This window comes from Bdellovibrio sp. SBM16, assembly GCF_056175625.1.
Map to the genome: position 1 here is coordinate 118,180 of NZ_JBJKJG010000004.1, position 21,571 is coordinate 139,750.

General features: G+C 42.3%; 23 protein-coding genes. 15 read left to right on the forward strand and 8 right to left on the reverse strand.

The window, feature by feature from the left end; translation table 11 throughout:
- Nucleotide 1 precedes the first annotated feature (1 nt).
- Nucleotides 2–778: an electron transfer flavoprotein subunit beta/FixA family protein gene (locus AC04MM_RS05200; protein WP_475379266.1), complete on the reverse strand. Its 777-nt coding sequence runs from the start codon at nucleotides 776–778 to the stop codon at nucleotides 2–4.
- Between the two features lie 206 nt (nucleotides 779–984).
- Here AC04MM_RS05200 and AC04MM_RS05205 point away from each other — a divergent pair, with 206 nt between their 5' ends.
- From AC04MM_RS05205 to AC04MM_RS05235, 7 genes are all read left to right on the forward strand, one after another.
- On the forward strand, nucleotides 985–1,650 hold the full coding sequence (locus AC04MM_RS05205) for a succinate dehydrogenase cytochrome b subunit (protein ID WP_475379267.1): 666 nt from the start codon (nucleotides 985–987) through the stop codon (nucleotides 1,648–1,650).
- A gap of 1 nt (nucleotide 1,651) precedes the next feature.
- On the forward strand, nucleotides 1,652–3,571 hold the full coding sequence (locus AC04MM_RS05210) for a fumarate reductase/succinate dehydrogenase flavoprotein subunit (protein ID WP_475379268.1): 1,920 nt from the start codon (nucleotides 1,652–1,654) through the stop codon (nucleotides 3,569–3,571).
- 13 nt (nucleotides 3,572–3,584) lie between these two features.
- Complete coding sequence (locus tag AC04MM_RS05215) at nucleotides 3,585–4,379, forward strand: succinate dehydrogenase/fumarate reductase iron-sulfur subunit (protein ID WP_475379269.1); 795 nt, start codon at nucleotides 3,585–3,587, stop codon at nucleotides 4,377–4,379.
- A 22-nt stretch (nucleotides 4,380–4,401) separates the two neighbouring features.
- On the forward strand, nucleotides 4,402–5,337 hold the full coding sequence (locus AC04MM_RS05220; protein WP_475379270.1) for a hypothetical protein: 936 nt from the start codon (nucleotides 4,402–4,404) through the stop codon (nucleotides 5,335–5,337).
- Nucleotides 5,338–5,619: 282 nt separating this feature from the next.
- Nucleotides 5,620–5,862 (forward strand): hypothetical protein, encoded by a 243-nt coding sequence (locus tag AC04MM_RS05225; protein WP_475379271.1) that lies wholly within the window; start codon nucleotides 5,620–5,622, stop codon nucleotides 5,860–5,862.
- Nucleotides 5,863–5,988: 126 nt separating this feature from the next.
- Nucleotides 5,989–7,617, forward strand: coding sequence for a S8 family serine peptidase (locus AC04MM_RS05230; protein ID WP_475379272.1), 1,629 nt, complete (start codon nucleotides 5,989–5,991; stop codon nucleotides 7,615–7,617).
- 129 nt (nucleotides 7,618–7,746) lie between these two features.
- Nucleotides 7,747–8,625 carry a BPL-N domain-containing protein gene (locus tag AC04MM_RS05235; protein ID WP_475379273.1) on the forward strand — a complete coding sequence of 293 codons (879 nt, stop codon included), beginning with the start codon at nucleotides 7,747–7,749 and terminating at the stop codon, nucleotides 8,623–8,625.
- A gap of 46 nt (nucleotides 8,626–8,671) precedes the next feature.
- Here the strand turns inward: AC04MM_RS05235 and AC04MM_RS05240 are convergent, their stop codons facing one another.
- A complete protein-coding gene (locus AC04MM_RS05240; RefSeq protein ID WP_475379274.1) occupies nucleotides 8,672–9,871 on the reverse strand; it encodes a hypothetical protein in 1,200 nt (399 codons plus the stop codon).
- 67 nt (nucleotides 9,872–9,938) lie between these two features.
- The gene (locus AC04MM_RS05245; protein WP_475379275.1) at nucleotides 9,939–10,562 is read right to left on the reverse strand and encodes a hypothetical protein; all 624 of its coding nucleotides are present in this window, start codon (nucleotides 10,560–10,562) and stop codon (nucleotides 9,939–9,941) included.
- A 163-nt stretch (nucleotides 10,563–10,725) separates the two neighbouring features.
- Here AC04MM_RS05245 and AC04MM_RS05250 point away from each other — a divergent pair, with 163 nt between their 5' ends.
- The gene (locus AC04MM_RS05250) at nucleotides 10,726–11,538 is read left to right on the forward strand and encodes a TIGR02147 family protein (protein ID WP_475379276.1); all 813 of its coding nucleotides are present in this window, start codon (nucleotides 10,726–10,728) and stop codon (nucleotides 11,536–11,538) included.
- Here the strand turns inward: AC04MM_RS05250 and AC04MM_RS05255 are convergent.
- From AC04MM_RS05255 to AC04MM_RS05265, 3 genes are read right to left on the reverse strand one after another with little or no spacing between them, the layout of a single operon-like run.
- Nucleotides 11,535–11,927, reverse strand: coding sequence for a hypothetical protein (locus AC04MM_RS05255; protein WP_475379277.1), 393 nt, complete (start codon nucleotides 11,925–11,927; stop codon nucleotides 11,535–11,537). The two genes, AC04MM_RS05250 and AC04MM_RS05255, sit on opposite strands and share 4 nt — an antisense overlap.
- Nucleotides 11,920–12,798 (reverse strand): alpha/beta fold hydrolase, encoded by an 879-nt coding sequence (locus AC04MM_RS05260; RefSeq protein WP_475379278.1) that lies wholly within the window; start codon nucleotides 12,796–12,798, stop codon nucleotides 11,920–11,922. The genes AC04MM_RS05255 and AC04MM_RS05260 overlap by 8 nt, the downstream gene beginning before the upstream one ends.
- A complete protein-coding gene (locus AC04MM_RS05265; protein WP_475379279.1) occupies nucleotides 12,795–13,394 on the reverse strand; it encodes an FHA domain-containing protein in 600 nt (199 codons plus the stop codon). The genes AC04MM_RS05260 and AC04MM_RS05265 overlap by 4 nt, the downstream gene beginning before the upstream one ends.
- A 211-nt stretch (nucleotides 13,395–13,605) precedes the next feature.
- Here AC04MM_RS05265 and rpsF point away from each other — a divergent pair, with 211 nt between their 5' ends.
- The 4 genes from rpsF (at nucleotide 13,606) to AC04MM_RS05285 (ending at nucleotide 17,190) form a co-directional block, all read left to right on the forward strand.
- A complete protein-coding gene (gene rpsF, locus AC04MM_RS05270; protein ID WP_475379280.1) occupies nucleotides 13,606–14,049 on the forward strand; it encodes a 30S ribosomal protein S6 in 444 nt (147 codons plus the stop codon).
- Nucleotides 14,050–14,055: 6 nt separating this feature from the next.
- Complete coding sequence (locus tag AC04MM_RS05275; RefSeq protein ID WP_475379281.1) at nucleotides 14,056–14,934, forward strand: DUF2232 domain-containing protein; 879 nt, start codon at nucleotides 14,056–14,058, stop codon at nucleotides 14,932–14,934.
- A 50-nt stretch (nucleotides 14,935–14,984) separates the two neighbouring features.
- Nucleotides 14,985–15,428: a 50S ribosomal protein L9 gene (gene rplI, locus AC04MM_RS05280; RefSeq protein ID WP_475379282.1), complete on the forward strand. Its 444-nt coding sequence runs from the start codon at nucleotides 14,985–14,987 to the stop codon at nucleotides 15,426–15,428.
- A 139-nt stretch (nucleotides 15,429–15,567) separates the two neighbouring features.
- Nucleotides 15,568–17,190 carry a thioredoxin fold domain-containing protein gene (locus AC04MM_RS05285; RefSeq protein ID WP_475379283.1) on the forward strand — a complete coding sequence of 541 codons (1,623 nt, stop codon included), beginning with the start codon at nucleotides 15,568–15,570 and terminating at the stop codon, nucleotides 17,188–17,190.
- A gap of 20 nt (nucleotides 17,191–17,210) precedes the next feature.
- On the opposite strand, the gene AC04MM_RS05290 is transcribed toward AC04MM_RS05285, so the two are convergent.
- Entirely contained in the window at nucleotides 17,211–17,402 is a 192-nt protein-coding gene (locus tag AC04MM_RS05290; RefSeq protein ID WP_475379284.1) for a hypothetical protein, read from the reverse strand.
- A gap of 400 nt (nucleotides 17,403–17,802) precedes the next feature.
- Here AC04MM_RS05290 and groES point away from each other — a divergent pair, with 400 nt between their 5' ends.
- The 3 genes from groES (at nucleotide 17,803) to AC04MM_RS05305 (ending at nucleotide 20,740) form a co-directional block, all read left to right on the forward strand.
- A complete protein-coding gene (gene groES, locus AC04MM_RS05295; RefSeq protein WP_475379285.1) occupies nucleotides 17,803–18,102 on the forward strand; it encodes a co-chaperone GroES in 300 nt (99 codons plus the stop codon).
- Between the two features lie 58 nt (nucleotides 18,103–18,160).
- Complete coding sequence (groL, locus tag AC04MM_RS05300; RefSeq protein WP_475379286.1) at nucleotides 18,161–19,801, forward strand: chaperonin GroEL; 1,641 nt, start codon at nucleotides 18,161–18,163, stop codon at nucleotides 19,799–19,801.
- Between the two features lie 159 nt (nucleotides 19,802–19,960).
- Complete coding sequence (locus AC04MM_RS05305; protein WP_475379287.1) at nucleotides 19,961–20,740, forward strand: dienelactone hydrolase family protein; 780 nt, start codon at nucleotides 19,961–19,963, stop codon at nucleotides 20,738–20,740.
- Nucleotides 20,741–20,797: 57 nt separating this feature from the next.
- Here the strand turns inward: AC04MM_RS05305 and AC04MM_RS05310 are convergent, their stop codons facing one another.
- Nucleotides 20,798–21,544, reverse strand: coding sequence for a GlcG/HbpS family heme-binding protein (locus AC04MM_RS05310; RefSeq protein ID WP_475379288.1), 747 nt, complete (start codon nucleotides 21,542–21,544; stop codon nucleotides 20,798–20,800).
- Nucleotides 21,545–21,571: the final 27 nt, after the last annotated feature.

The window sequence follows — 21,571 nt, forward strand, 5'->3', positions numbered from 1 at the left end:
CCTATAATACTTTCGCTTCGTCACGTAAAAGTTTGATTAATTCAGCAGCTTGGGCTGAAGCATCGCCAGATAAAAGTTTTACCGGCGGTTTTTCGGCCGGCAATGAATAAGATACGTATTTAACCTTTGCATCAGTCGCTGCGATTCCTAATGATGAAAACTCAACTTCTTTTACAACTTTTTTCTTCGCCTTCATGATGCCAGGAAGTGAAGCGTAGCGAGGCATGTTTAAGCCTTTGTTCGCCGCCACCAATGATGGATTCATCATTTGTACAACTTCTTTTGCACCACCTTCAACATCGCGCTCAACCAACACGCTTTCGCCTTGATTTTCAAATTTTGAAACTACCGAGGTGTGCGGGATTGATAAAAATTCAGCTACCATTTGAGGCACTGATGATTGGTTGTTATCAATTGCCAGCTTACCGGTGAATATTAAATGAGCGCCGCCTTCAGCCTTAATTGTAGTAGCCAAAGCCTTTGCCGTAGAAATTGCGTCTAATTTTTCATCAGCATTTACAACGATGGCCTCATCAGCGCCCATGGCTAAAGCAGTTCTTAATGCCTCAACGGCGCGGGCCTTAGGTCCAGCGGTGATAGCCCAAACCTGAGCTGATGGGTTTTTTTCTTTAAACTTCACTGCTTCTTCGACTGCAAATTCGTCATAGGGGTTTAAAACCCATTTGATACCAGTTGTATCAATGCCATTTTGGTCAGCGGCCACTTTAATTTTAGTTTCAGTGTCCGGCACTTGCTTAATGCACACGAAAATTTTCATGATCTATCACTCCATTTTTGTTTAATAAATGAACCCCTTTGTTCTAGCGCAAGTACCTGAAATCAGACAGTGAATTATCTATATAACGTGACGCAAAAATTCAGCTACGGCACAAGTGGCAAAGTGACAATTTATAGGGCTTAAGTTTATTGTAAGTTGAAAACAACATGAGAAGGTGTCTTGCTTTGGCAAGCGAAGGTGAAAGTATGTTCGATTTTGTGAAGTCGACCGTCGGTCGAAAATATATCATGGGTATTTCGGGCCTGGTGTGGATGGGTTTTGTTCTGGCTCACATGGCGGGAAATATGCTTATTTTTGTAAGCCCCGATTTGTACAATGCTTACGGGCACGCAATTGTTTCTAACAAGCCGTTACTTTACGGTGCAGAATCAGTCTTAGTTCTGGCTTTGATCGTCCATGTGGTAACAGCGATTTCTTTAACAGTAGAAAATCGAAAAGCTAAAGGTTCGCGATACGCGGTTAATCCAAACGGCGACAAAGGGCCAACGCTGGCATCGCAAACAATGGGTCTGCAGGGCTCACTAATTTTAGTTTTTATCATCACTCACTTGGCCACATTCAAATACGGAAAAGAATATGAAACGGTCGTTAACGGCGTACCTATGCGCGATCTTCACCGCCTGATTGTCGAAATGTTTCAGCAGCCCGGCTATGTGCTTTGGTATGTTGTTGCTTTAATTATTTTGATGTTCCACTTAAGCCACGGCGCTAGTTCAATTTTTCAGTCTTTTGGCTTTTTAGAGAGAAAAATGCAAAAGGGTCTAAGAAAATTTGCCTGGACTTACGCAATCGTAGTTGCTGCTGGATTCTTATCTCAACCTATTTACGTATTCTTATTAAAAGGAAAATAATATGTCTTCTAATAAATTAGATAGCAAAATTCCTAGTGGCGATATTTCTGAAAAATGGACAAAACATAAGTTCAACATGAAGCTGGTAAATCCGGCGAATAAGCGCAAGCACTCTGTGATCGTTATCGGCACGGGCCTTGCGGGCGCATCAGCGGCCTCTTCGCTGGGCGAACTTGGTTACAAAGTAAAAGCCTTCTGTGTGCACGAATCTCCTCGCCGCGCCCACTCGGTTGCGGCCCAAGGCGGTATCAATGCGGCAAAAAATTATCAAAACGATGGCGACTCGGTTTATCGTCTATTCTACGACACCGTAAAAGGCGGAGATTTCCGCGCCCGTGAAGCGAATGTTCATCGTCTGGCCGAAGTGTCTGTAAACATTATCGATCAAGCAGTAGCCTCGGGCGTTCCGTTGGCGCGTGAATACGGCGGGTTACTATCAAACCGCTCATTCGGCGGATCGCAGGTTTCGCGTACTTTCTATGCTCGCGGACAGACTGGTCAGCAGCTCTTGTTAGGCGCTTACTCATCAATGATGAGACAGGTAGATCTTGGAACCGTTGAGCTATACACGCGCCGTGAAATGCTGGATCTTGTTGTGGTTGATGGTAAAGCGCGTGGCGTAATTATCAGAAACCTACTAACGGGAGAAATTGAATCGCACGAAGCAGATGCGGTAATTATCGCATCAGGCGGATACTCAAACGTATTTTACCTTTCAACAAATGCAATGGCCTGCGCGGTAACGGCTGCCTGGAAAGCTCACAAAAAAGGGGCGTTCTTTGCCAACCCTTGCTACACGCAGATTCACCCGACTTGTATTCCGGTTCACGGCGAAAACCAATCTAAGCTGACCCTGATGTCTGAATCATTACGTAATGATGGACGCGTTTGGGCTCCGCTTAAAAAAGGTGACACGCGTTCGGCGAACGAGATTCCAGAAGCAGAGCGCGATTACTTCTTAGAGCGCGTTTATCCAAGCTTTGGTAACTTGGCTCCGCGCGATGTAGCCTCTCGCCAAGCTAAGTACCGCGTTGATGAAGGTCACGGGGCCTTGGGCGAACAAGCTGTATTCTTAGATTTCAGAGACAGCATCAAACGTTTGGGCGAAGATAAAGTGGCTGAGCGCTACGGAAATCTTTTTCAAATGTACGAAAAAATCACTGGCGAAAATCCATACAAACAGCCAATGAGAATTTTCCCGGCGCCTCACTACACTATGGGTGGCCTATGGGTAGATTATAATCTTGAATCGACCATTCCTGGCTTGTTCGTAGCCGGTGAAGCGAACTTCTCTGATCACGGCGCAAACCGCTTGGGAGCTTCGGCATTGATGCAGGGCTTGGCGGATGGATACTTCGTACTTCCGTATACAATCGGAAATTATTTCGCAAACACGAAGTTAGAAAAAGTGGCGACGACAAACGATGCCTTTAAATCTGCTGCCAACGAAGTTCAAAACGACCTAACCAAATTTTTACACATCAAAGGTTCAAGAACAGTTGAGTCTTTCCATAAAGAGTTAGGCCACATTATGTGGGAAAAATGCGGCATGGCTCGCGATAAAGACGGCCTTACTGAAGCCATTGCTAAAATCCAGAACCTGCGTAAAGAATTCCATTCAAATGTTAACGTTCCTGGTGAAGCCAAAGGCATTAACAATGAATTAGAAAAAGCCGGCCGCGTAGCCGACTTCATTGAGCTAGGTGAGTTAATGTGCCGAGATGCCTTAACCCGCGAAGAATCTTGCGGCGGTCACTTCAGAACTGAGCACCAGGTCGATGGCGAAGCTAAACGTAATGACGAAAAATTCTGTCATACAGCCGCGTGGGAATGGAACGGTTCTGCAGATAAAGTGCAAATCCGTCACCAAGAAGAATTAACTTTCGAAAACGTCCACTTAGCGACACGTTCGTATAAATAAGGTCGAGGATAAAATGGGAAACGCAAAACCAGGTATTAATTTAAAATTAAAAGTATGGCGCCAAAAAAACAACACCGCGAAGGGCGGCTTCAAAGAGTACGATGCTAAAAACGTATCTCCAGATGCTTCATTCTTAGAAATGTTAGACGCCGTTAATGAAGAGTTAATCAAAAAAGGTGAAGAGCCAATTTTATTTGACCACGATTGCCGCGAAGGCATCTGCGGAAGCTGCGGGTTTATGATCAACGGAAACGCACATGGTCCGCAAAAATCTACGACAGTTTGTCAGTTGCACATGCGCGCATTCAAAGATGGTGAAACACTGGTTTTAGAGCCGTGGAGAGCCTCTGCATTTCCAATTCTTAAGGATTTAATGGTTGATCGCTCGGCGTTTGACCGCATTATCAAAGCCGGTGGTTACATCTCTGTAAATACTGGAAATGCACGCGATGCAAATAACATCTTAATTCCAAAACCAGACGCAGACGAAGCCTTTATGTCGGCTACCTGCATCGGTTGCGGCGCTTGCGTAGCTTCTTGTAAAAATGCTTCAGCAGCGCTGTTTACATCGGCCAAAATCCAGCACATGGCTTTACTTCCGCAAGGTCAGGTTGAGCGTGCCCAGCGTGCTTTAGATATGACAGCACAAATGGATGCTGAGGGCTTCGGAGCTTGTTCGACGACCGGAGCTTGTTCTGCGGCTTGTCCTAAAGATATTTCTTTAATCAATATCGCGACCATGAATCGTGAGTTATTAAAAGCTACTATCGCCAAAAAAGAAGAAATGTCAGGCGGCGGCGACGGCTAGACGTTGCTAAGGAGGCCACAACATGAAAGATTTTTTAAAAATATTATTTGTGTTAGTGGCCATTGTAATTGCCTTTGTCGCCGGACGTAATTACGGTGAAACCTCGGTTACCGAATCTAAAGAATATAAAGACAATAAAAGTTATATTGCCGAAAGCGCGCGCTCTGAAGAAGAGTTGCGTGTGATAAAAGAAAAGTTTCAGTCTTTACTGGATAGTGCAGATCTAAAAAAGGCTGATGAAGTTTACGGTAAAATGATGACCCTGTTTCTTGTAGACTTAGGGCTTCGTATCTCTGAACAACAGCAAAAAGATTTAGATGCCGGCAAGACACAATTGGCGATGTGTGTCCCGTCCGCAGCCGGATCGGCAGCGACAAAAGAAAAGCCTGTGCCTCCGGCCCAGGAAGACACGCCAAAGCAAGAAAGCGAAGCCGCGAAACCAGTTGAGCCTAAGTTTTCTAAACTGAACGCCGGTCGATTTAAGTCGACCGAGTGGACTTTGATGAACAGCACGTCAAACGAAGAAATCTACCGAAGCCTTGCAAAAGTTCAACTAACAGATATAGATAATTTTTTAAAAGGAGCTCCGGAAACTCCATTTATCAACCTAGAGAAGTACTACGGCACTTTCCGCGGCCGTCTGGTGGCGGTTGATGGCTCAAACTATGGATCACTGGTTATGCAGGTGGGTCCCGCAGAAAAAGCGAATCATGTTACCGGAGAAGTGCAGCTTTATCGTGGTGGTAAAAACGAGTCGACCTCTAATTTTACCTCAAATACCTGGGGCTACACCCCGGCCGGCTACCAAGGCAATATGGTTAGCATCGGAAAAAGATTTTTACAGATCTATAAAATTGAAAACTCAGATAAAATAGCCGGAAACTTCTACGAGCGTTTACCGAATGGCACGACAAAGCTTATTGGAAGTTTTGTGTTAAATCGTACCGACAGAATTTAACCGAATCCTTTTTGTCCAATTTAAGAACCACAAAAGCGTGCAGCTAGCCGCTATTGCCCCATTGTTTTTGCTAAGACCGTCCGTCTCACCCTGAGACCATATTTATAAATCTGGATTTATTTTTGCTATTTTAAGCTTCTGATTAACCGTTAAAAATCGCGTCAAATGTCTCAGATACAGACGTTAGTTCGTGTTGAACTAAACACAGCTTAGATTTGCAGCCTGACAAAAGTCTAAATTACTGGACCTTTTCTGACGATGAGAATCATAGGTAGGATGCAAATGAAAAAAGTCGGCGAACTAATGCAAGAGATGGGATTTAACAAAGATGCACCGGTGGCAACACAGGAAGCGTTTATCAAACATCTCATCAAAGCCGCTACTGGAGCCAATGTTGTGACTCCGACCGAGAAAAAAATCATCCAAGATAATCCCGATAAAATCGTGAAGTTTCCGAAGCAATTGGCTTTCGATTTTTCTGATGAAGAAGTTTTGTCTCCCGCGAAAAAATCTAAAAAAGCGTAACAATAAGTTTTATTGAATGCTACTTTCCCCTGGCCGTATTTCCAGTTTCAGTCTGGAACCGGAAAGCTAGACTGCTCATGAATCGGGCGCGTGCTAAGATTTTTTCAACTAAGGGGAAACACCACCATGAAAAAGAATTTTTCAAAAGTAGGCGCAGTCGCGGCGACAATGATGTTAGCTGTAACTGCAAACGCAAAATTTACAACTGAATCTGTTCCAGGTGAATTTGTTGTAAAATTAAAACCGGGCATGATGCGTATGTCGACACAATCGTTATCACAACAGCTTAAGGGTTTTGTAACTCAAAAAATTTCAGGACAAGACATTGTCGTAGTTAAAAAAGCTGTATTTGAAACAAATGATTCAGCAATTAAAGCTTTAAACCAAAACCCAATGGTTGAAATCGCCGAGCCAAACTATATCTATAAAATTAATAAAGCTCCGACAGATCCTCTATATATCCAAACTTGGGGTTTATCGAACGTGGGCCAAGCTGATCCAAAAAACCAAGTCGGTGTAGCTGGTATCGATATCAACGCTGAGCGCGCCTGGGAAATCCAAACCGGTACTCGTGAAAAAATCATCGCGGTTATTGATACTGGTATCGACTACAATCATCCGGATTTAGTGGATAATATGTGGAAAAATGAAGCCGAAGCAGCTGGTAAAGCTGGTGTTGATGATGACGGTAACGGCGTAGTTGATGATATTTACGGTTACAATGCTATTAACGGCTCTGGAAATCCACTTGACGATCAAGGCCACGGTTCTCACTGTGCCGGCACGATCGGTGCCCGTGCGAACAACGGTATCGGCGTTGCCGGTGTAAACTGGGATGTTCGTATGATGGCGGTTAAATTTTTAGATAAAGGTGGTTCTGGTTCATTGGCTGACGCCATCAAAGCGATCGACTACGCAACTAAAATGGGTGCACATGTTATGTCGAACTCTTGGGGCGGCGGCGGCTTCTCACAAACTTTATTAGATGCGATCAAACGTTCAAATGAAGCTGGCGCAATCTTTATCGCAGCAGCTGGTAATGAATACAACAACAACGATAACTCACCGACTTACCCATCAACTTACCAAGTTGAAAACGTAATGTCTGTTGCCGCTATCGATAACCGTGGTGCAAAAGCTGATTTTTCAAATTTCGGTAAAAAGACAGTTCACTTAGGTGCTCCTGGCGTAAACGTCATGTCGACAACTGGTGGTTCATATAAATCATACTCTGGTACCTCAATGGCGACTCCGCACGTTGCCGGTGTTGCTGCTTTATTATGGGCTAACGAGCCAGGCTTAACGGCTGCCGAAGTAAAACAAAGATTAGTAGCTACGGTTCGCCCGTTAGCTTCTATGAAAGGTAAAACTAGAACCGGCGGTATGGTTGATGCTTACGGTGCTTTAACAAACACACAAGCGCCACCGGATGTAAATGATCCGTCTAACTGGGCAACTGTTTCAATGGATTTCAAATCTGAATCTCCGTATAAACCAAATACAGATCAAACTTTTGAGATCAGCGTTCCGGGCGCAAAAGAATTTGCTCTGTACTTTGAGAAATTCAATGTTGAGTCTGGTTATGACTTCGTAACTATTTACGATGCTAACGGCACGCAAGTGCAAAAATTAACTGGTGTAAATGATGAGTCGTTCTCAATGACGATCACTGGTAGCTCTGCACGCCTAGTATTTAAATCAGATAAATCAGTAGAAAAATCTGGTTGGGCAATCACTAAAGCCGCTTACCGTTAATTTCGAGTAAGTTTGTTTTGCCGCAGGATCAACGAAGAGTTTTTCCTGCGTACGCGCAACACATTTTATTTCACGAAAAATGCAAAGCTAAAACTTTGCATTTTTTTTCGCAGCCCTCATCTTGAGTGGATGAAAAAATACATAACAAAACTCATAGTTATTTTCGCATTAGTATTAACTCAAAGCTGCGCTGACAGCGGCGTTAGCGACAACAATACAAGCACTGGTTTACCAGATGCAGCTCTTATAGACCCAACACCAACACCTGAATCAACAACAGATACGGCAGCCCTGGCGGGAGCCACAACCAGCACGACAAAAAAAGTTTTATTGTTTAATGGCGTGGGTATCTCAACATCTGATTGGCAGACGTTACAGACGATTCTTAAAGACATGGGCTTAGTTACGCAAACAGCAAACTCATCACAACTAAATGCCATGAGTTTAGAAACCTTAAAGCAATTTTCGTTAATCGTGATCCCGGGAGGCAATGGCTATAATATTAGTAGTGGCCTTACCGGATCAGCGCGCGTGCGTGTGCGGCAAGCGGTACGCGATTATGGCGTTAGTTATTTAGGATTTTGTGCCGGCGCCTGGGTGGCGGTCGGAACACAAGCCAACACCAATTACACGACTTCATATGGATTTCCAGTGATCTACGGACAAATTTTACCGGCGTGGTACCCAAACGGAAATACCAGAGCACTAGCCGATGTTGTACCGGTGAAATTTGCTGACGGAAGAAATCGTCATCTGGTTTGGTACGGCGGCCCTTCAACTCCCGAGTGGAGTGGCGGTGTTGTTGCCAGATACAGCGACGGAAAACCCGCCATCTCGCAGAAATACTCAGGAAAAGGATTTGTTCTAATTACAGGTCCGCATCCTGAAGCTCCACAAAGCTGGAGAAGTGATGCTGAAGCTGGATACGATCCAGATGGATTAGACTATGACATCACTAAAGAAATGATCTTAGCGGCCTTAAACCGACAACCAATGAATCATTATTAATAACAAAAAAAACCCGATCGTGTGATCGGGTTTTTTCTTTGAAAGACTATTTACAGATTTGTGCGGTTTTATAGAGAGGCAATAATTCATTTTGAACGACATTTACGTGATCACTTTGTATAGGCAAAAGCATGCCGTCACGAATTAAACCCCATTGCCCTTGTTTATCAGCGAAGTTTATCCATTTCATTTCGCAGTCCTTGGGTTGAAATATACAGATACCGCCTTTTACCAGATGAAGTTGAATCTTCATATAGAACTCAACATTCATCGCATAAAGATCGCTAACTTGTTTTCCGTTTTTACTAAAGTAATAATTAATAGAGCCAGTGCTTTGAGTGAGCTCACAAACATCAACTTTTCCTTCGTTGACCTGAGATAAAATTTTAATTTTTTCATACTCAGCCTTGATTGCCGGAAGTTTTAGAGCTTTAAATGAGGCCCTTACCTCTTCTAGAGAAATTTGTGGCTCACCTTTTACTTCAGATACAAAGGCATAATTAAAATAGTCGCGCACAAATTTTCTAATGGGAGCGGTTCCAGATTCTTTAATTAAAGAAGGATTAAATCGTAGAACTAAATACAAGACAGACTCGTGAAGTTTTAAAGCCAATTTACTATTTAAATCTAACTTGTTAAATTCAGCGCGATTGATAAGTACATTGCCGTAACCGTCTTGAACCGCTAGTTGTTTTTTAGTTGCGGGGTTATCGATGGCTAAAGCACCTTCATCATTAATTTCTTCCAAAGGTCTATCAGTAAAACCATATTGCAAGCTACTAATAATCTGACGACCTTTTAAATTAAAAGCACTCACATGAATATCTTTAAGGTAGGGATCATAATAGTCCGCTTTTTGTGTGTTAGAATACATCGCCTCTGTTAATGCCCAACCATAAAAATCTGCATCGTTTTGCATAACTCGCGCTTGAGTAGCTATTGAGGTTAAGTTCTGAATCTCACTGCGGGATTTAGAGTACGATTGTGGATCTTCGTTAAGTTCTTTAATAATTAAGGTTGCATAATCATAATCAAATGGTTCTTTGCCTGCAGCCTCAGCTAAATCTAATAATTGTCCAGCGCCTGTTGTAGAATCAACAACCGTGTCGCCTCCGCCACCATCAACCGTTCCTTCCGCAGGAGTTTGCTGTTGACGTATTTTGTTACGATCTTGCTCTTCCTTTTGACAGGCGACTAATGAAATCATGCACAATAGAGCTAATAAGAGTTTTAATCGTAATTTCATGTAACCTCCTCTGGGAGAGTTTCTGTTTCAATTTAAGGACCATGCCAGGTGTTTCGTTTTGAGACGTCTATAAGTTTATAAATTCGCAAACCAACCAATCTGCAAAGGCGTTTCCACCCATAATTTGAAAATTAGTTTTTAACGCAATTTGATTTTTTACAGTGGGATCAATAAAGGCGCGCGCAACTTTTTCGCCAGGTTGAATCTTTAAAATGTCAGAATTTTCAGGCGCGTGCAAGTTGTGCTCAGGGGGGCGCTCAGCACTTAACACCATCGTCATTCGAACTTTTTTGTTCGCAAATTTCTCAACAGTCACATCTACTGCTGCAAAAACGTGGTCAGTAAAGGTAACCATACCATTGGCGTCTGCAAAGGTTTTTACAAAGTGTTTGAGCTGGGCAAAGCGGTATAACGTTATTTCAGTTCCTTGAGATGACGGCAGTTGTTCTATACGGTTTGCATTGATTTTTAATCTAAAATATCTTTGGCTTGTCTCGGAAATATCTCGACGACAATTAAAAATATGATTTGTCGGAACGGTCTGGCCGTTTTCGAAAATTTCAGAAATTTCATCTTGTTTCCAGATATCGCGTTCAGAATACTGAGAAGGCGATTGTTCCTTTGCCTTCTGGCAAGATACTGCGAAAATTAACATTAGGGTGGCAATTGCTTTATAAACTTGAGTGTTCATTTTGATCTCCCGTTATTTTAGGTTCAGATTCCAATACAAACCTTATAACCCGATGCAAAAAACTTATCCTTTCCTATTTTCTTAAATTGTTAACTAAAATTTAAGTTTTTTGATAAAATTGTCGATAGATATGGTATAACATATTGAAAAATAAGGATTTTTTGTGAAGCTAATTTCATTATTCGAATACACAGATTACAAAAAATATGTCCTGGACTGGCTTAAAAACCAACCCCAACAAGGGCGCGGCTTTTTCACGTCATTGGCAGAAAAACTAGGAACCAGCAATGCGGCGATTTCGCAAATTTTTAAAGATGAGCGTCAGCTGAATTTAGAACATGCGACAGAACTTTGTGAAATACTACATTTGTCAGACGACGAAGCATTTTATTTTTTAATTCTGGTTGAGTACGCCCGCGCAGGCTCTGTGAAATTAAAAAAACGACTTTTAGAAAAAATAAAGTCTGAACAAGCTAAACAGCAACAATTAATTAACCGCGTTCCTAAAGACACGTTATTAACAGATGAGGTAAAGTCGATATATTATTCTTCATGGCTCTATACGGGCCTTAGAAATTTGATTGCCACCGATGAAGCTCAAAATTTTGATGAGCTCGCGTCGCGGTTGAAAATTCAGAAAAACAAACTGCAAAAAATCATTCAGTTTCTTTTAGATCATCAGCTTCTGGTTGCCAAAAACAATAAACTTGAAGTGGGCCCGCAGAAAACACATTTAGAAAGTGGTTCTCCGTGGGTGGTAAAACATCATCATAACTGGCGGATTAAATCTATGGAATCAATGCAAAATTCGCTTGAAAGTGATTTGTTTTATTCGGCACCAATGTCTTTATCCCACGAGGTGGCCGAAAAAATTAGACAGCAATTGCCAGAGTTTATTAAGCAAATTATCGAACAAGTAGGCCCTTCAAAATCTGAAACCGTACGTTGTCTGAATATCGATTGGTTTGAGTATTAATTAAAAGAGTCAATATTTCGGTACACTTTAAATTCAATTAAAACCACCAGAAGAACCACCACAATTTCCGCAGCTAATATCGCTTGTCCCCGCCAAGTAATACGTTCGCGAAATAAAATTAAGCCTAAAGAAATTAAGCAGTAAATTAAGTTGGCGCTAATAATTGTAAGCAACATCCACGGCTTAGGTTTCGAAACAAAAAAATAACAGCTGAGCGAATAAACCGCGTACGCTACCGGTAGCAAGGCCAGCGACTGCAACACTGACACGCTGATACCCAAGAACAACGAATAGCGAACAAGAATTAACCCGGTAAAACAGGCGCTTAAGAGGGCGCCGATTCCGTCTAACAAAAAAATATTTCTGTCGTTTAAATTCAGCTTATTCATGACGATTTAAAAAATCGCGAAGCTTAAGATTCATAAACTCAGGAAAATCCAGCTGGCAACAGTGTGACCCGTACGGAACCAGCACATATTCAGCTTTATGAATTTGCTCGGCCAATTCTTTTTGATAGCTGGGCGGAGTTAAAAAATCACGGTCACCGGCAATCACTAAAGATGGCTTATCAATTTGGTGTAAGATGTTTGAGCCGTCAAAACTTAATAGCTGTTCAAACAATCTAAAAAATAAAGGTAGCTCCAGGCGCGAAACACCGCGACCGTACATTTCAATGTCTTTAAACTGTGTCAGCTTAATATTAAATCCACCCGACAAGGCCGCTACCTGAAACGCTACTGGGTTATCAACCATGGTTCTCCACAGAGAGTTCCACAGATCCGGCGCTTTGGCGTGCTGGGTTTTAATAAACTGAAACAATGGCTCAACAAATTCTAAACCGAAAAGCTTTTTTAAAGGATTGCGGGCAAAGCCGTTAACAAAAGTTAAAGAGCGAAAAATTTCCGGAAACTGCTCAAAAGATTTTAACTGGTATGGAACACCAAAGCTGTGACCTACCACATGCGCTGATTTGTGGCCCAGGTGACTTAATAATCCTTTTAAATCGAAAGCCAAATGTTCAAACGTCATGTTCTCGATATTTTTAACCGGCACACTTTTGTGGTGGCCGCGGATATCAAATAAAATTACCTGATGGGTTTTAGAAAAAAATTCGACCTGCGGGTGCCAGTGATTCATTAAACAGGCGATGCCGTAGATAAAAACAATAGGCTCACCCTGCCCGTGAACTTCGTAATAGATCGGAGTTCCGTCCATGGCTTGATAATAACCGGTTTTTTTCTCAATAAATTGTGCACTCATTTTAAAATCGAAAGCTCCACTAAATTGGCGCCAAAAGACAACTGATCGCCACTTTCAATGGGATGTTGGGTAAAAGGTTGGCCATTGATAAGAATCTTATCACCGCACAGAGTTTCGATGTAGGCCGTTTCGCCGACCTGGAAAAATTTGGCAATTTGTCCGGGCTGGGTCGGATCTTTGATGTTTAAATCCAGGCTGTTAAATCCCATAATGCGCGGGCCGTAACTTAAGGTATAGAACTCGTCAGTCTGCGGGCCCTGTAAAAACGTCAAACGCACCGGGTAAAGATAGAAGAAAAACTCGGTTAAAATGGGGTCCCAGCTGTCGGCCTCTAAAAATTCGACCAATTCATCTTCCCAGTTAGCAGATGAGGTTTTAGGCTTCTCGATCACCTTAAAGCCAGTCTGACCCATATGAAAAATCAGCCCATTAATTAAGCTAAGCGACACCCCTTCAGACGAACCAGCTCGAATCTTGTTGCCATCTAAAGCCCTGATTTTCCACACGAAATTAGGATCTAGATAGATTTCAGCGTGCATAGAGGCCATTTCGCCATCGCCGAAATAGCTAGACGAGAAAACATAGTTCTCGCGCATGCTAATGATCTTTCCTTTTTGCTGTCCATCGAGGACCTGCAGAGCCAATTTCATAGAAATCCTGTTTATTATCGCGCTTTCAGCACGAAAATATCATAGGCCTATGATCAGGCCTTGTCTACGTCTTGGGAGGGTGCTAAACCACTAGAACATTAAAAGTCATCCTTGCTCCACCCATTGGGGGTTGGAGCTTTAACCGGAAGGAATATTCATGGACCAAAACTTAAAGCGTCCGTATGAGGTTGTTATCCTTATGCACCCAGACGCGAACTTAGAAGAGCAAAAAGCTCTTTTCACAAAAAACAAAGCCACAATCACTAGCTATAAAGGTAACGTGCACTCAGTAGAAACTTGGGGCAAACGTACTTTAGGCACACCGATTGGCAAATTACGTAAAGCTGTGTTCTTTCACTCAGTTTTCGAAGCTAATCCGCAAGCTGTTATGGAAATTGAACGTACTATGCGTATCAATGACAAAGTATTGCGTTTTATGCACACGCGCTTAGATGAGCGTACTTCTCCTGCTAAACACTTAGAAGCTTTCAAAAAAGGCTTAGCTGAGTCAGCGGCTAAAGAAAAAGAACGTGAAGCAAAAGCTCAGTTACGTCGTCAAGCAGCTCAACAAGCTCGCATGGAAAGACAAGACGAAGAGTAATAATTGATGCTGCCGCAACAACAAGCCTCTAACAAAAAATATTTCTTACTAGCTGCAGTTTCTGCAGCTATGAGCATTGTTTTTTCTGTAATGAGCGCTCCGTTTATTCGTGTGTTAGCAGCAACTAAATCCAAAATTTTTTGGATGGTTGGCGTTGTTTTCGTGTCTTCATTATTTTTTGCAAAGATGAACCTGGTCGCAATTTATGTAGGGGCAATTTGGATGACTTTAGGCCTTTACAGTGAATTGGAAAAAAAGGGCATCACGTGGAAAAAATCAGGCGCACTGTCGGTCTTGGCTGGCGTGTTGTTTGGAGCCATCAGCTTCCTGTCGATAACGAAGTGGTCTTTTGATCACGAGTTAGTTAAACAGGTCATTGATCCGCTCATGATTTCGTTAAAACAGGTTTTACCCGATGAAAATTTCGAATCAAAAGCCGTTATGATGTTTATGCCGGGATTACTGGCTTCCGCACTGGTCAGCGCTTTAGCTGTTTCACTTGTGTTTGAAGCTCAAATTTTCCAGGCCTTTCAAATTAAACGTGAAAGACTTGCTTCAGGACTTAAATGGTTGGAGTTTCGACTTCCGGATATGTTTATCTGGTTATCGTTATTCTCTTTTTTATTCTCAGTAGTAGAAACGCCATATAAATTCCTCCAAGTGATCGCCATTAATTTTGCGGTAATAAGCATCGTAAGCTTTTTCTTTCAAGGGATTTCAGTTTTTGAATTTGCTACCCGAATCTTCAGATTTGGCAGATTAACTAAATTGTTGCTTTATCTTTTAATAATCACATGGGCGCTACCGGTGATCACGGTCTTAGGATTTGCTGACTACTGGGTGGATTTCCGCCGTCATATGAGAAAAAAGATTAAAGTGGCGTAATGTCCGCAAGGATAAGGATGTCGTGCTGAGAGCACGCAAAGGAATTGAAAATGAAAGTAATTTTACAAAAAGACGTTAAAGACTTAGGAAAAGTTGGCGATCTAGTGAATGTTTCTGCAGGTTTTGCACGTAACTTATTATTCCCACGCAAGTTAGCTGTTGAAGCTACTGAAACTCGCGTTAACGAATACAATCACTTAAAACGCGTTGCTGAATCAAAAAAGAAGAAAGCTTTAGCTGAGCGCCAGGCTTTCTTAGCGAAAATTAAAGGTACAACTGTTACCTTTAAATTAAACGCCGGTGACAACGACAAACTTTTCGGAACTGTAACAACTTCTGATATCTCTAAAGGCTTAGATAAATTAGGTTTTTCAGTAGACAGAAAAGATATCGTTTTAGAAGAGCCAATCAAAGTATTAGGTACTCATAAAGCGACAATCAAATACAGCGAAGGAATGGAAGCTCCAATCCAGATCTCTGTAGAGCGCGCTTAATAGTTATTTAAACTATAAAGAACACCAAAAAGGGCTGGCACTAAGTGTCGGCCCTTTTTTTTGCCTAGCAGGTAGGGCTATCGGTTGTGTCTCAAGCCAATTCTTTGTACAGTCGTAGGCGATGAACAGGAGATGGGCTATGACTAAGCTTTTCGTAATTTTAGGTCTTATTTTTTCAACACCAGCGTTTGCCAAAAAAACCAATGGCGCGGTGATTACTACGGTTGAACCAAGCGAAGTGGTTTTAACGACTAAAAAAGGTTTTCATTTTAACGATAAAGCCCCGGCAAGTATAGTATTTGATAATTTAGAAGCTAAACACAAGCCGACAATCAAAACTGAACAAAAATTTACTTTTAAAGTATTAGAAAACACCAAAAAAGCCAAAGTGAGTTTCTATGTGTGTGATGACGCCAAAACAGTGTGCGAGATGCATGAGCAAGATGTTGTGCTTAAAGCGCCGAAGCGTACAGCAACAGATGCGGCTTCTGATGATCGTGCCGTGGCATCAGATGCACCGGTAAAAAAATACGACAAAATTACCCTGTTAAAGTTTTCTGCCCCCTGGTGCCCGGCCTGCATTCGTCTTAAGTCAGAGACAATGAACAAGCCACAGGTTAAAGCTTTGTTGAAAAAAGTTAACCTACAAGAAATCAATATCGACTTAGTAGAAAACGAAAAAATCTCTGATCATTACGGCGTAAAGGCCATTCCGACGGTGATTTTAGTTAACGAAAACGGCGAAGAACTAAAGCGTTGGTTAGATTATCAGCCGGTGAAAACATTTGCGCCAGAGTTAACAGCAGCACTTAAAGAAACACAGTCAATCAACCAGCTGGTGGCTAAAGCTGAAGCCGGAGATGAAAAGGCAGCAACGACATTGGGTTACAACTCATATAGCAAAATGAACTGGAAAGATGCTGCGAAGTGGTTTTCGTTTTCAAAGGGTGCAAAAGAGTTAAATTACAAACTGGCGTCAGAAATAAACTTGGCATCTGATGACCTAGGTGATTCTCTCGAGAGCAAAAAAGCATACCAACAGGCGCTGGAAAAGGGCTTTACCCTTTCTTCTTCGGTTTTTGACCAAACACGCTGGAAGCTTGAATACCTTGAACAATTAAAAGAACAAGAGCGTCCAATCGAAACTGACGCGATCAAGGCATTACAGTTTCAGTTGGCTGAAATCAAAAACAGCAAAGATCTAAAAGGGCTGTTTGCCAAATCAACTTTAGGCGATAACGAAAACTTTGAAAAAGCCGAAGTGTTGGATATGACCGCTCGTTTGTACAAACTGACTGACGACAAAGACAATATGAAAAAGACTCAAGCCGAGCTTGCGGCGGCGGTAGATAAAGTTAAATTATCAACGAAGCTTCCGGGACAGATGATTTCGGCAATTTGGTATTATGGTCAGGCCGGCACTCCGGAAAAGTCAGAGCCTTTGTTAAAACAATTAATTAAAGCTAACCCAAAATCATATGTGTATTATCAGCGCTACGCGAACTATTTAACCAAACAAAAACGCCATGAAGAGGCCTTGGCACAGGCCAATTTGGCTTTAGAATACAAAGAAGGAAATGAGCCGCAATTGAGCCTGGCGAAAGTTAAAATTTTGAAAGAGCTAGGCAAAAAAGACGAGGCGGTCGCTTTAATCGACAACACGTTAAAGATCACCGAGGCGCATCCGCAAAAATATAAGCGTACACATGCGGCGCTAACAGATTTAAAAAAGAATCTGTTAAATCCGGAAGTTAAAAAATAAAATTTATTAGGATTAAAGCGTTACTGTACGCGTTCAGGCGAGGTGCCGTAAAAAACTTCGTCTAAGTAGATCAGCAAACACTGGCGCAGCTCTTCTACTGTCATGGTGTCGGGATCGACTTCTAGCGCACGAATGGCAGCAAATAATTCTGTTTCGATGGTGTCTTTATCCATTTTTGCTGCTTGCGAAAATACTTCTAAAACTCGACTCACATTCGCCTCCGTGCTCGTGTGGGTTAAAGGATCTGTTACTCTTTGGAATGCCCTATCCATGGGCTTTCCGGGGTGGTCAGCATGCTGCTAACCGTCCTACTAAGCATCAGACAACTTCATTCGATCAGAGGGTTATTATTGTTTCAATTTTTTTACTTTTGCCCGCATTTTTTTGGACTTTGGTAAGCTTGCTCTTCCTGGAGGGTGGTCTAGTGTGTAAGGGTTATATTGCTTATAACCTTGCTATTGACAGCTGGCAGCCAAGAATTTAGGCAGCCGATTCCTTCTTTGCCCCGGTCAGGACTGGGGAGTGAAAGTAGTGTACTTGACACTATGAAAAGGCTACACATATTGGGTTGCGAAGATACAAACAACCATAGCTATTACGGAGGAATTTACAATGGCTCAAGAATTAGGTGTACGTCCATTACATGACAGAATTTTAGTAAAAAGAACTGCAGAAGATGAAAAAACTGCGGGTGGATTATTTATTCCAGATTCAGCAAAAGAAAAACCTCAACGTGGCGAAATCGTAGCTGCGGGCAAAGGTCGTATTACTGAAGAAGGTAAAGTTTTGCCTTTAGAAGTAAAAGTTGGCGATAAAATTTTATTTTCTAAATACGCCGGCACAGAAATCAAGCTAGACGGATCAGAGTTCTTAATGATGCGTGAAGAAGACGTATTAGGCGTTGTGCAATAGCACACGAACGAAACTGTTCAATATTAATTACATAAATTAAAACGAAGGAAATAAAAACATGAGCAAAATTTTAGTATTCTCGGAAGACGCTAGAACAAACATCTTAAAAGGTGTTAACACTTTAGCTAACGCAGTTAAAGTTACCCTTGGACCTAAAGGTCGTAACGTAGTTATCGACAAATCTTTTGGTTCTCCATTAATCACAAAAGACGGTGTTACTGTTGCTAAAGAAATCGAATTAGAAAACAAATTCGAAAACATGGGCGCGCAAATGGTTAAAGAAGTTGCTTCTAAAACTAATGACGAAGCCGGTGACGGTACAACAACTGCTACTGTATTGGCGCAAGCGATCTACCGCGAAGGCGCTAAATTAGTTTCTGCCGGTCACAACCCTATGTCTATCAAGCGTGGTATCGACAAAGCTGTTGCGATCATCATCGACGAATTAAAAAACATGGCTAAACCGGTAAAAGGTTCAAACGAAGTTGCCCAGGTTGGTGCGATCTCTGCCAACAACGATAAAGAAATCGGTACTATGTTGGCTAACGCTATGGAAAAAGTTGGTCGTGAAGGCGTTATCACTATTGAAGATTCAAAAACTGCTAAAACAGAAGTTACAGTTGTTGAAGGTATGCAATTTGACCGTGGTTACTTATCTCCGTATTTCGTAACTAATGCAGAAAAAATGGAAACGGTTTTAGAAAACGCATACATCTTAGTTTATGACAAAAAAATCTCTTCTATGAAAGACATGATCGGCGTTCTTGAAGCTGTTGCTAAACAAGGTCGTCCATTATTAATCATCGCCGAAGATGTTGACGGTGAAGCGTTAGCAACTTTAGTTGTTAATAAATTACGTGGTACTTTACAAGTTTGTGCAGTTAAAGCTCCGGGCTTTGGTGACCGCCGTAAAGCCATGTTAGAAGATATCGCGATCTTGACTAACGCCCAAGTTATCTCTGAAGACTTAGGTATGAAACTTGAGCAAGCTAATGCAACTCACTTAGGTATCGCAAAACGCGTTGTCGTTGATAAAGACAACACCACAATCATCGATGGTAACGGTAAAAAAGCTGATATCACGGCTCGCGTAAACCAAATCAAAGCTCAGGTTGAAGAAACAACTTCTGACTACGATAAAGAAAAACTAAAAGAGCGTTTAGCTAAATTAGCTGGCGGTGTTGCGGTTATTCACGTTGGTGCTCCTTCTGAAGTTGAAATGAAAGAGAAAAAAGCCCGCGTTGAAGATGCATTAAATGCAACTCGCGCAGCGGTTGAAGAAGGTATCGTAGCCGGCGGTGGTACTGCTTTACTACGCGCTTCTCAACAAATTGCTAAAGGCAAATTCAACGACGAAGAAAAATTCGGCGCAAACATCATCAAACGTGCTTGTGAAGAGCCTATCCGTCAAATCGCTGCCAACGCGGGTCTTGATGGCGCGATCGTTGTAAACAACATTCTACAAGACAAATCAGCTAGCTACGGCTTCAACGCTTTTTCTGACGAATACGGCGATCTATTAAAAGACGGCGTTATCGATCCGGTAAAAGTTGTTCGTTGTGCATTAACAAACGCCGCATCAGTTTCTTCGTTAATGTTAACGACTGAAACAATGATCGCGGAAGCTCCGAAAAAAGAAGCTCCAGCTATGCCAGGTGGCGATCACCACGGTATGGGTGGCATGGGCGGCATGATGTAATTTGCCGACAGGCAAAAAGACATCATTCGACTAAGCTCGAATACAAAACCCAAGGTTAATAGCCTTGGGTTTTTTTATTTCCGAAACACTATGTCATTGTGATTTCTCCACTACCCAGTTGTGTAAGAATAAGGGCAAAATTATCTGCGGAGGAATTTTATGAAGTATCTATATCTAGTGGCTGCGCTTTTGGTTTCGCTATCAGCTTTAGCTAAAGTGTCTGTGGAAAAAGTTGAGTATAAAGAGGGAGACACAACCCTTGAAGGTCTATTGGTGGTTGATACCGCTAAACTTAAAAACAAAAAAGGCCCGGGCGTTGTGGTATTTCATGATTGGAAGGGCGTTGGCCCGTATGTGCAGATGCGCGCCGAACAATTAGCCGAAATGGGTTATGTGGTTTTTGTGGCCGATGTCTATGGTAAAGGCGTTCGCCCTAAAGATAATAAAGAAGCAGCTATCCAGGCCGGTAAATACAAAGGTGACCTTAAGCTTATGCGTTCGCGCGTACAAGCCGCTTACAATGAGTTAGCAAAATCTAAATATGTTATGAGTGATAAAATTTCGGCAACAGGTTATTGCTTTGGTGGAACCGCAGCTCTTGAGGGCGCTCGCATGGGATTGCCGCTTAAAGGTGTGGTTAGTTTTCATGGCGGTTTAAGTTCGCCGACGCCTGAAGATGCAAAAAACATTAAAGCCAAAATTTTGGTGTTACATGGAGCCATTGATCCACTTGTACCACCGGATGAAGTGGCTGCTTTTCAAAAAGAAATGAATGATGCCAAGGTAGATTATCAGCTGACGGCCTATGCGAATGCGGTACACTCGTTTACCCACAAAGAAGCCGGCAATGATATAACTAAAGGCGCCGCTTATAATGAATTGGCGGATAAACGCTCTTATCTTGCAGCAAAAAATTTCTTAGAAGAAGTGAATAAATAAGTAAAAAGGGCGTCCGAAAGACGCCCTTGGCTTTTGCAAAAATAGTTTTCGTAAAAACTATTTCTTTACAGTCTGTGTGGCTGGTAAGGCAGCCGCGATCTCTTTATCTTTCGCTCCGCAAGTCGGATGGCCGAAACCACCAGAGCTTTTTGCATTGGCAATATCAAAGATAATATTGTCATTTTTTGTTGGCGCAACTCCTGCCGGAACGAAATCGAGTTTTAATGTGTGACGGGCTTTCCATGCGATATTATGGTCAGCACAAGACGTGTCACCGCTAACACCGATTGCCCCGATGATTTCGCCATCTGAGTTATATAGCGCTAATCCGCCACCAAACACATTAACACCACCGATGCGCTCACCCACCATTGGGTCTTTAGCAGAACCGAAATTTTTAACATTGCCCTCATAAGCGGCCTCGACGTTTACCGGATTGCTTTCTTGTAATCCGAACAAACTTCCACCGGGCTGAACTGCTGAATAAAGGTTTGCCGTTGATAATGCTAATGCCTTTAGGCTGAAGGCGTTGGCGGTATTGGCTTTTTGCGCTGAAATCACACGGCTGCCCGGCCATTGAGAATCTACCGTTTCGCCGGTAAATGCCACCGCACATACTTTACCAGAACGATCTACCAGGGTGGCCCACATATCTAAATTAAGACCACCGTTGGCTTCGTTACGTGCACTAACAAGTGCTTTTTTTAAAGTGGCGTGGTCTGGAAGGCCGGCGCATTCTTTGGCATCAACGGATGCGCTGCTTAAAGCGATTAAACCAGCTGCTAAAATTAGGACTTTTTTCATATTTTTATCTCCTTTGTTTGTAAAATC

Coding starts and splice junctions, on each gene's coding strand:
- AC04MM_RS05200 (WP_475379266.1), bottom strand. CDS start 778: ATGAAAATTTTCGTGTGCATTAAGCAAGTGCCGGACACTGAAACTAAA.
- AC04MM_RS05205 (WP_475379267.1), top strand. CDS start 985: ATGTTCGATTTTGTGAAGTCGACCGTCGGTCGAAAATATATCATGGGT.
- AC04MM_RS05210 (WP_475379268.1), top strand. CDS start 1,652: ATGTCTTCTAATAAATTAGATAGCAAAATTCCTAGTGGCGATATTTCT.
- AC04MM_RS05215 (WP_475379269.1), top strand. CDS start 3,585: ATGGGAAACGCAAAACCAGGTATTAATTTAAAATTAAAAGTATGGCGC.
- AC04MM_RS05220 (WP_475379270.1), top strand. CDS start 4,402: ATGAAAGATTTTTTAAAAATATTATTTGTGTTAGTGGCCATTGTAATT.
- AC04MM_RS05225 (WP_475379271.1), top strand. CDS start 5,620: ATGAAAAAAGTCGGCGAACTAATGCAAGAGATGGGATTTAACAAAGAT.
- AC04MM_RS05230 (WP_475379272.1), top strand. CDS start 5,989: ATGAAAAAGAATTTTTCAAAAGTAGGCGCAGTCGCGGCGACAATGATG.
- AC04MM_RS05235 (WP_475379273.1), top strand. CDS start 7,747: ATGAAAAAATACATAACAAAACTCATAGTTATTTTCGCATTAGTATTA.
- AC04MM_RS05240 (WP_475379274.1), bottom strand. CDS start 9,871: ATGAAATTACGATTAAAACTCTTATTAGCTCTATTGTGCATGATTTCA.
- AC04MM_RS05245 (WP_475379275.1), bottom strand. CDS start 10,562: ATGAACACTCAAGTTTATAAAGCAATTGCCACCCTAATGTTAATTTTC.
- AC04MM_RS05255 (WP_475379277.1), bottom strand. CDS start 11,927: ATGAATAAGCTGAATTTAAACGACAGAAATATTTTTTTGTTAGACGGA.
- AC04MM_RS05260 (WP_475379278.1), bottom strand. CDS start 12,798: ATGAGTGCACAATTTATTGAGAAAAAAACCGGTTATTATCAAGCCATG.
- AC04MM_RS05265 (WP_475379279.1), bottom strand. CDS start 13,394: ATGCGCGAGAACTATGTTTTCTCGTCTAGCTATTTCGGCGATGGCGAA.
- rpsF (WP_475379280.1), top strand. CDS start 13,606: ATGGACCAAAACTTAAAGCGTCCGTATGAGGTTGTTATCCTTATGCAC.
- AC04MM_RS05275 (WP_475379281.1), top strand. CDS start 14,056: ATGCTGCCGCAACAACAAGCCTCTAACAAAAAATATTTCTTACTAGCT.
- rplI (WP_475379282.1), top strand. CDS start 14,985: ATGAAAGTAATTTTACAAAAAGACGTTAAAGACTTAGGAAAAGTTGGC.
- AC04MM_RS05285 (WP_475379283.1), top strand. CDS start 15,568: ATGACTAAGCTTTTCGTAATTTTAGGTCTTATTTTTTCAACACCAGCG.
- groES (WP_475379285.1), top strand. CDS start 17,803: ATGGCTCAAGAATTAGGTGTACGTCCATTACATGACAGAATTTTAGTA.
- groL (WP_475379286.1), top strand. CDS start 18,161: ATGAGCAAAATTTTAGTATTCTCGGAAGACGCTAGAACAAACATCTTA.
- AC04MM_RS05305 (WP_475379287.1), top strand. CDS start 19,961: ATGAAGTATCTATATCTAGTGGCTGCGCTTTTGGTTTCGCTATCAGCT.
- AC04MM_RS05310 (WP_475379288.1), bottom strand. CDS start 21,544: ATGAAAAAAGTCCTAATTTTAGCAGCTGGTTTAATCGCTTTAAGCAGC.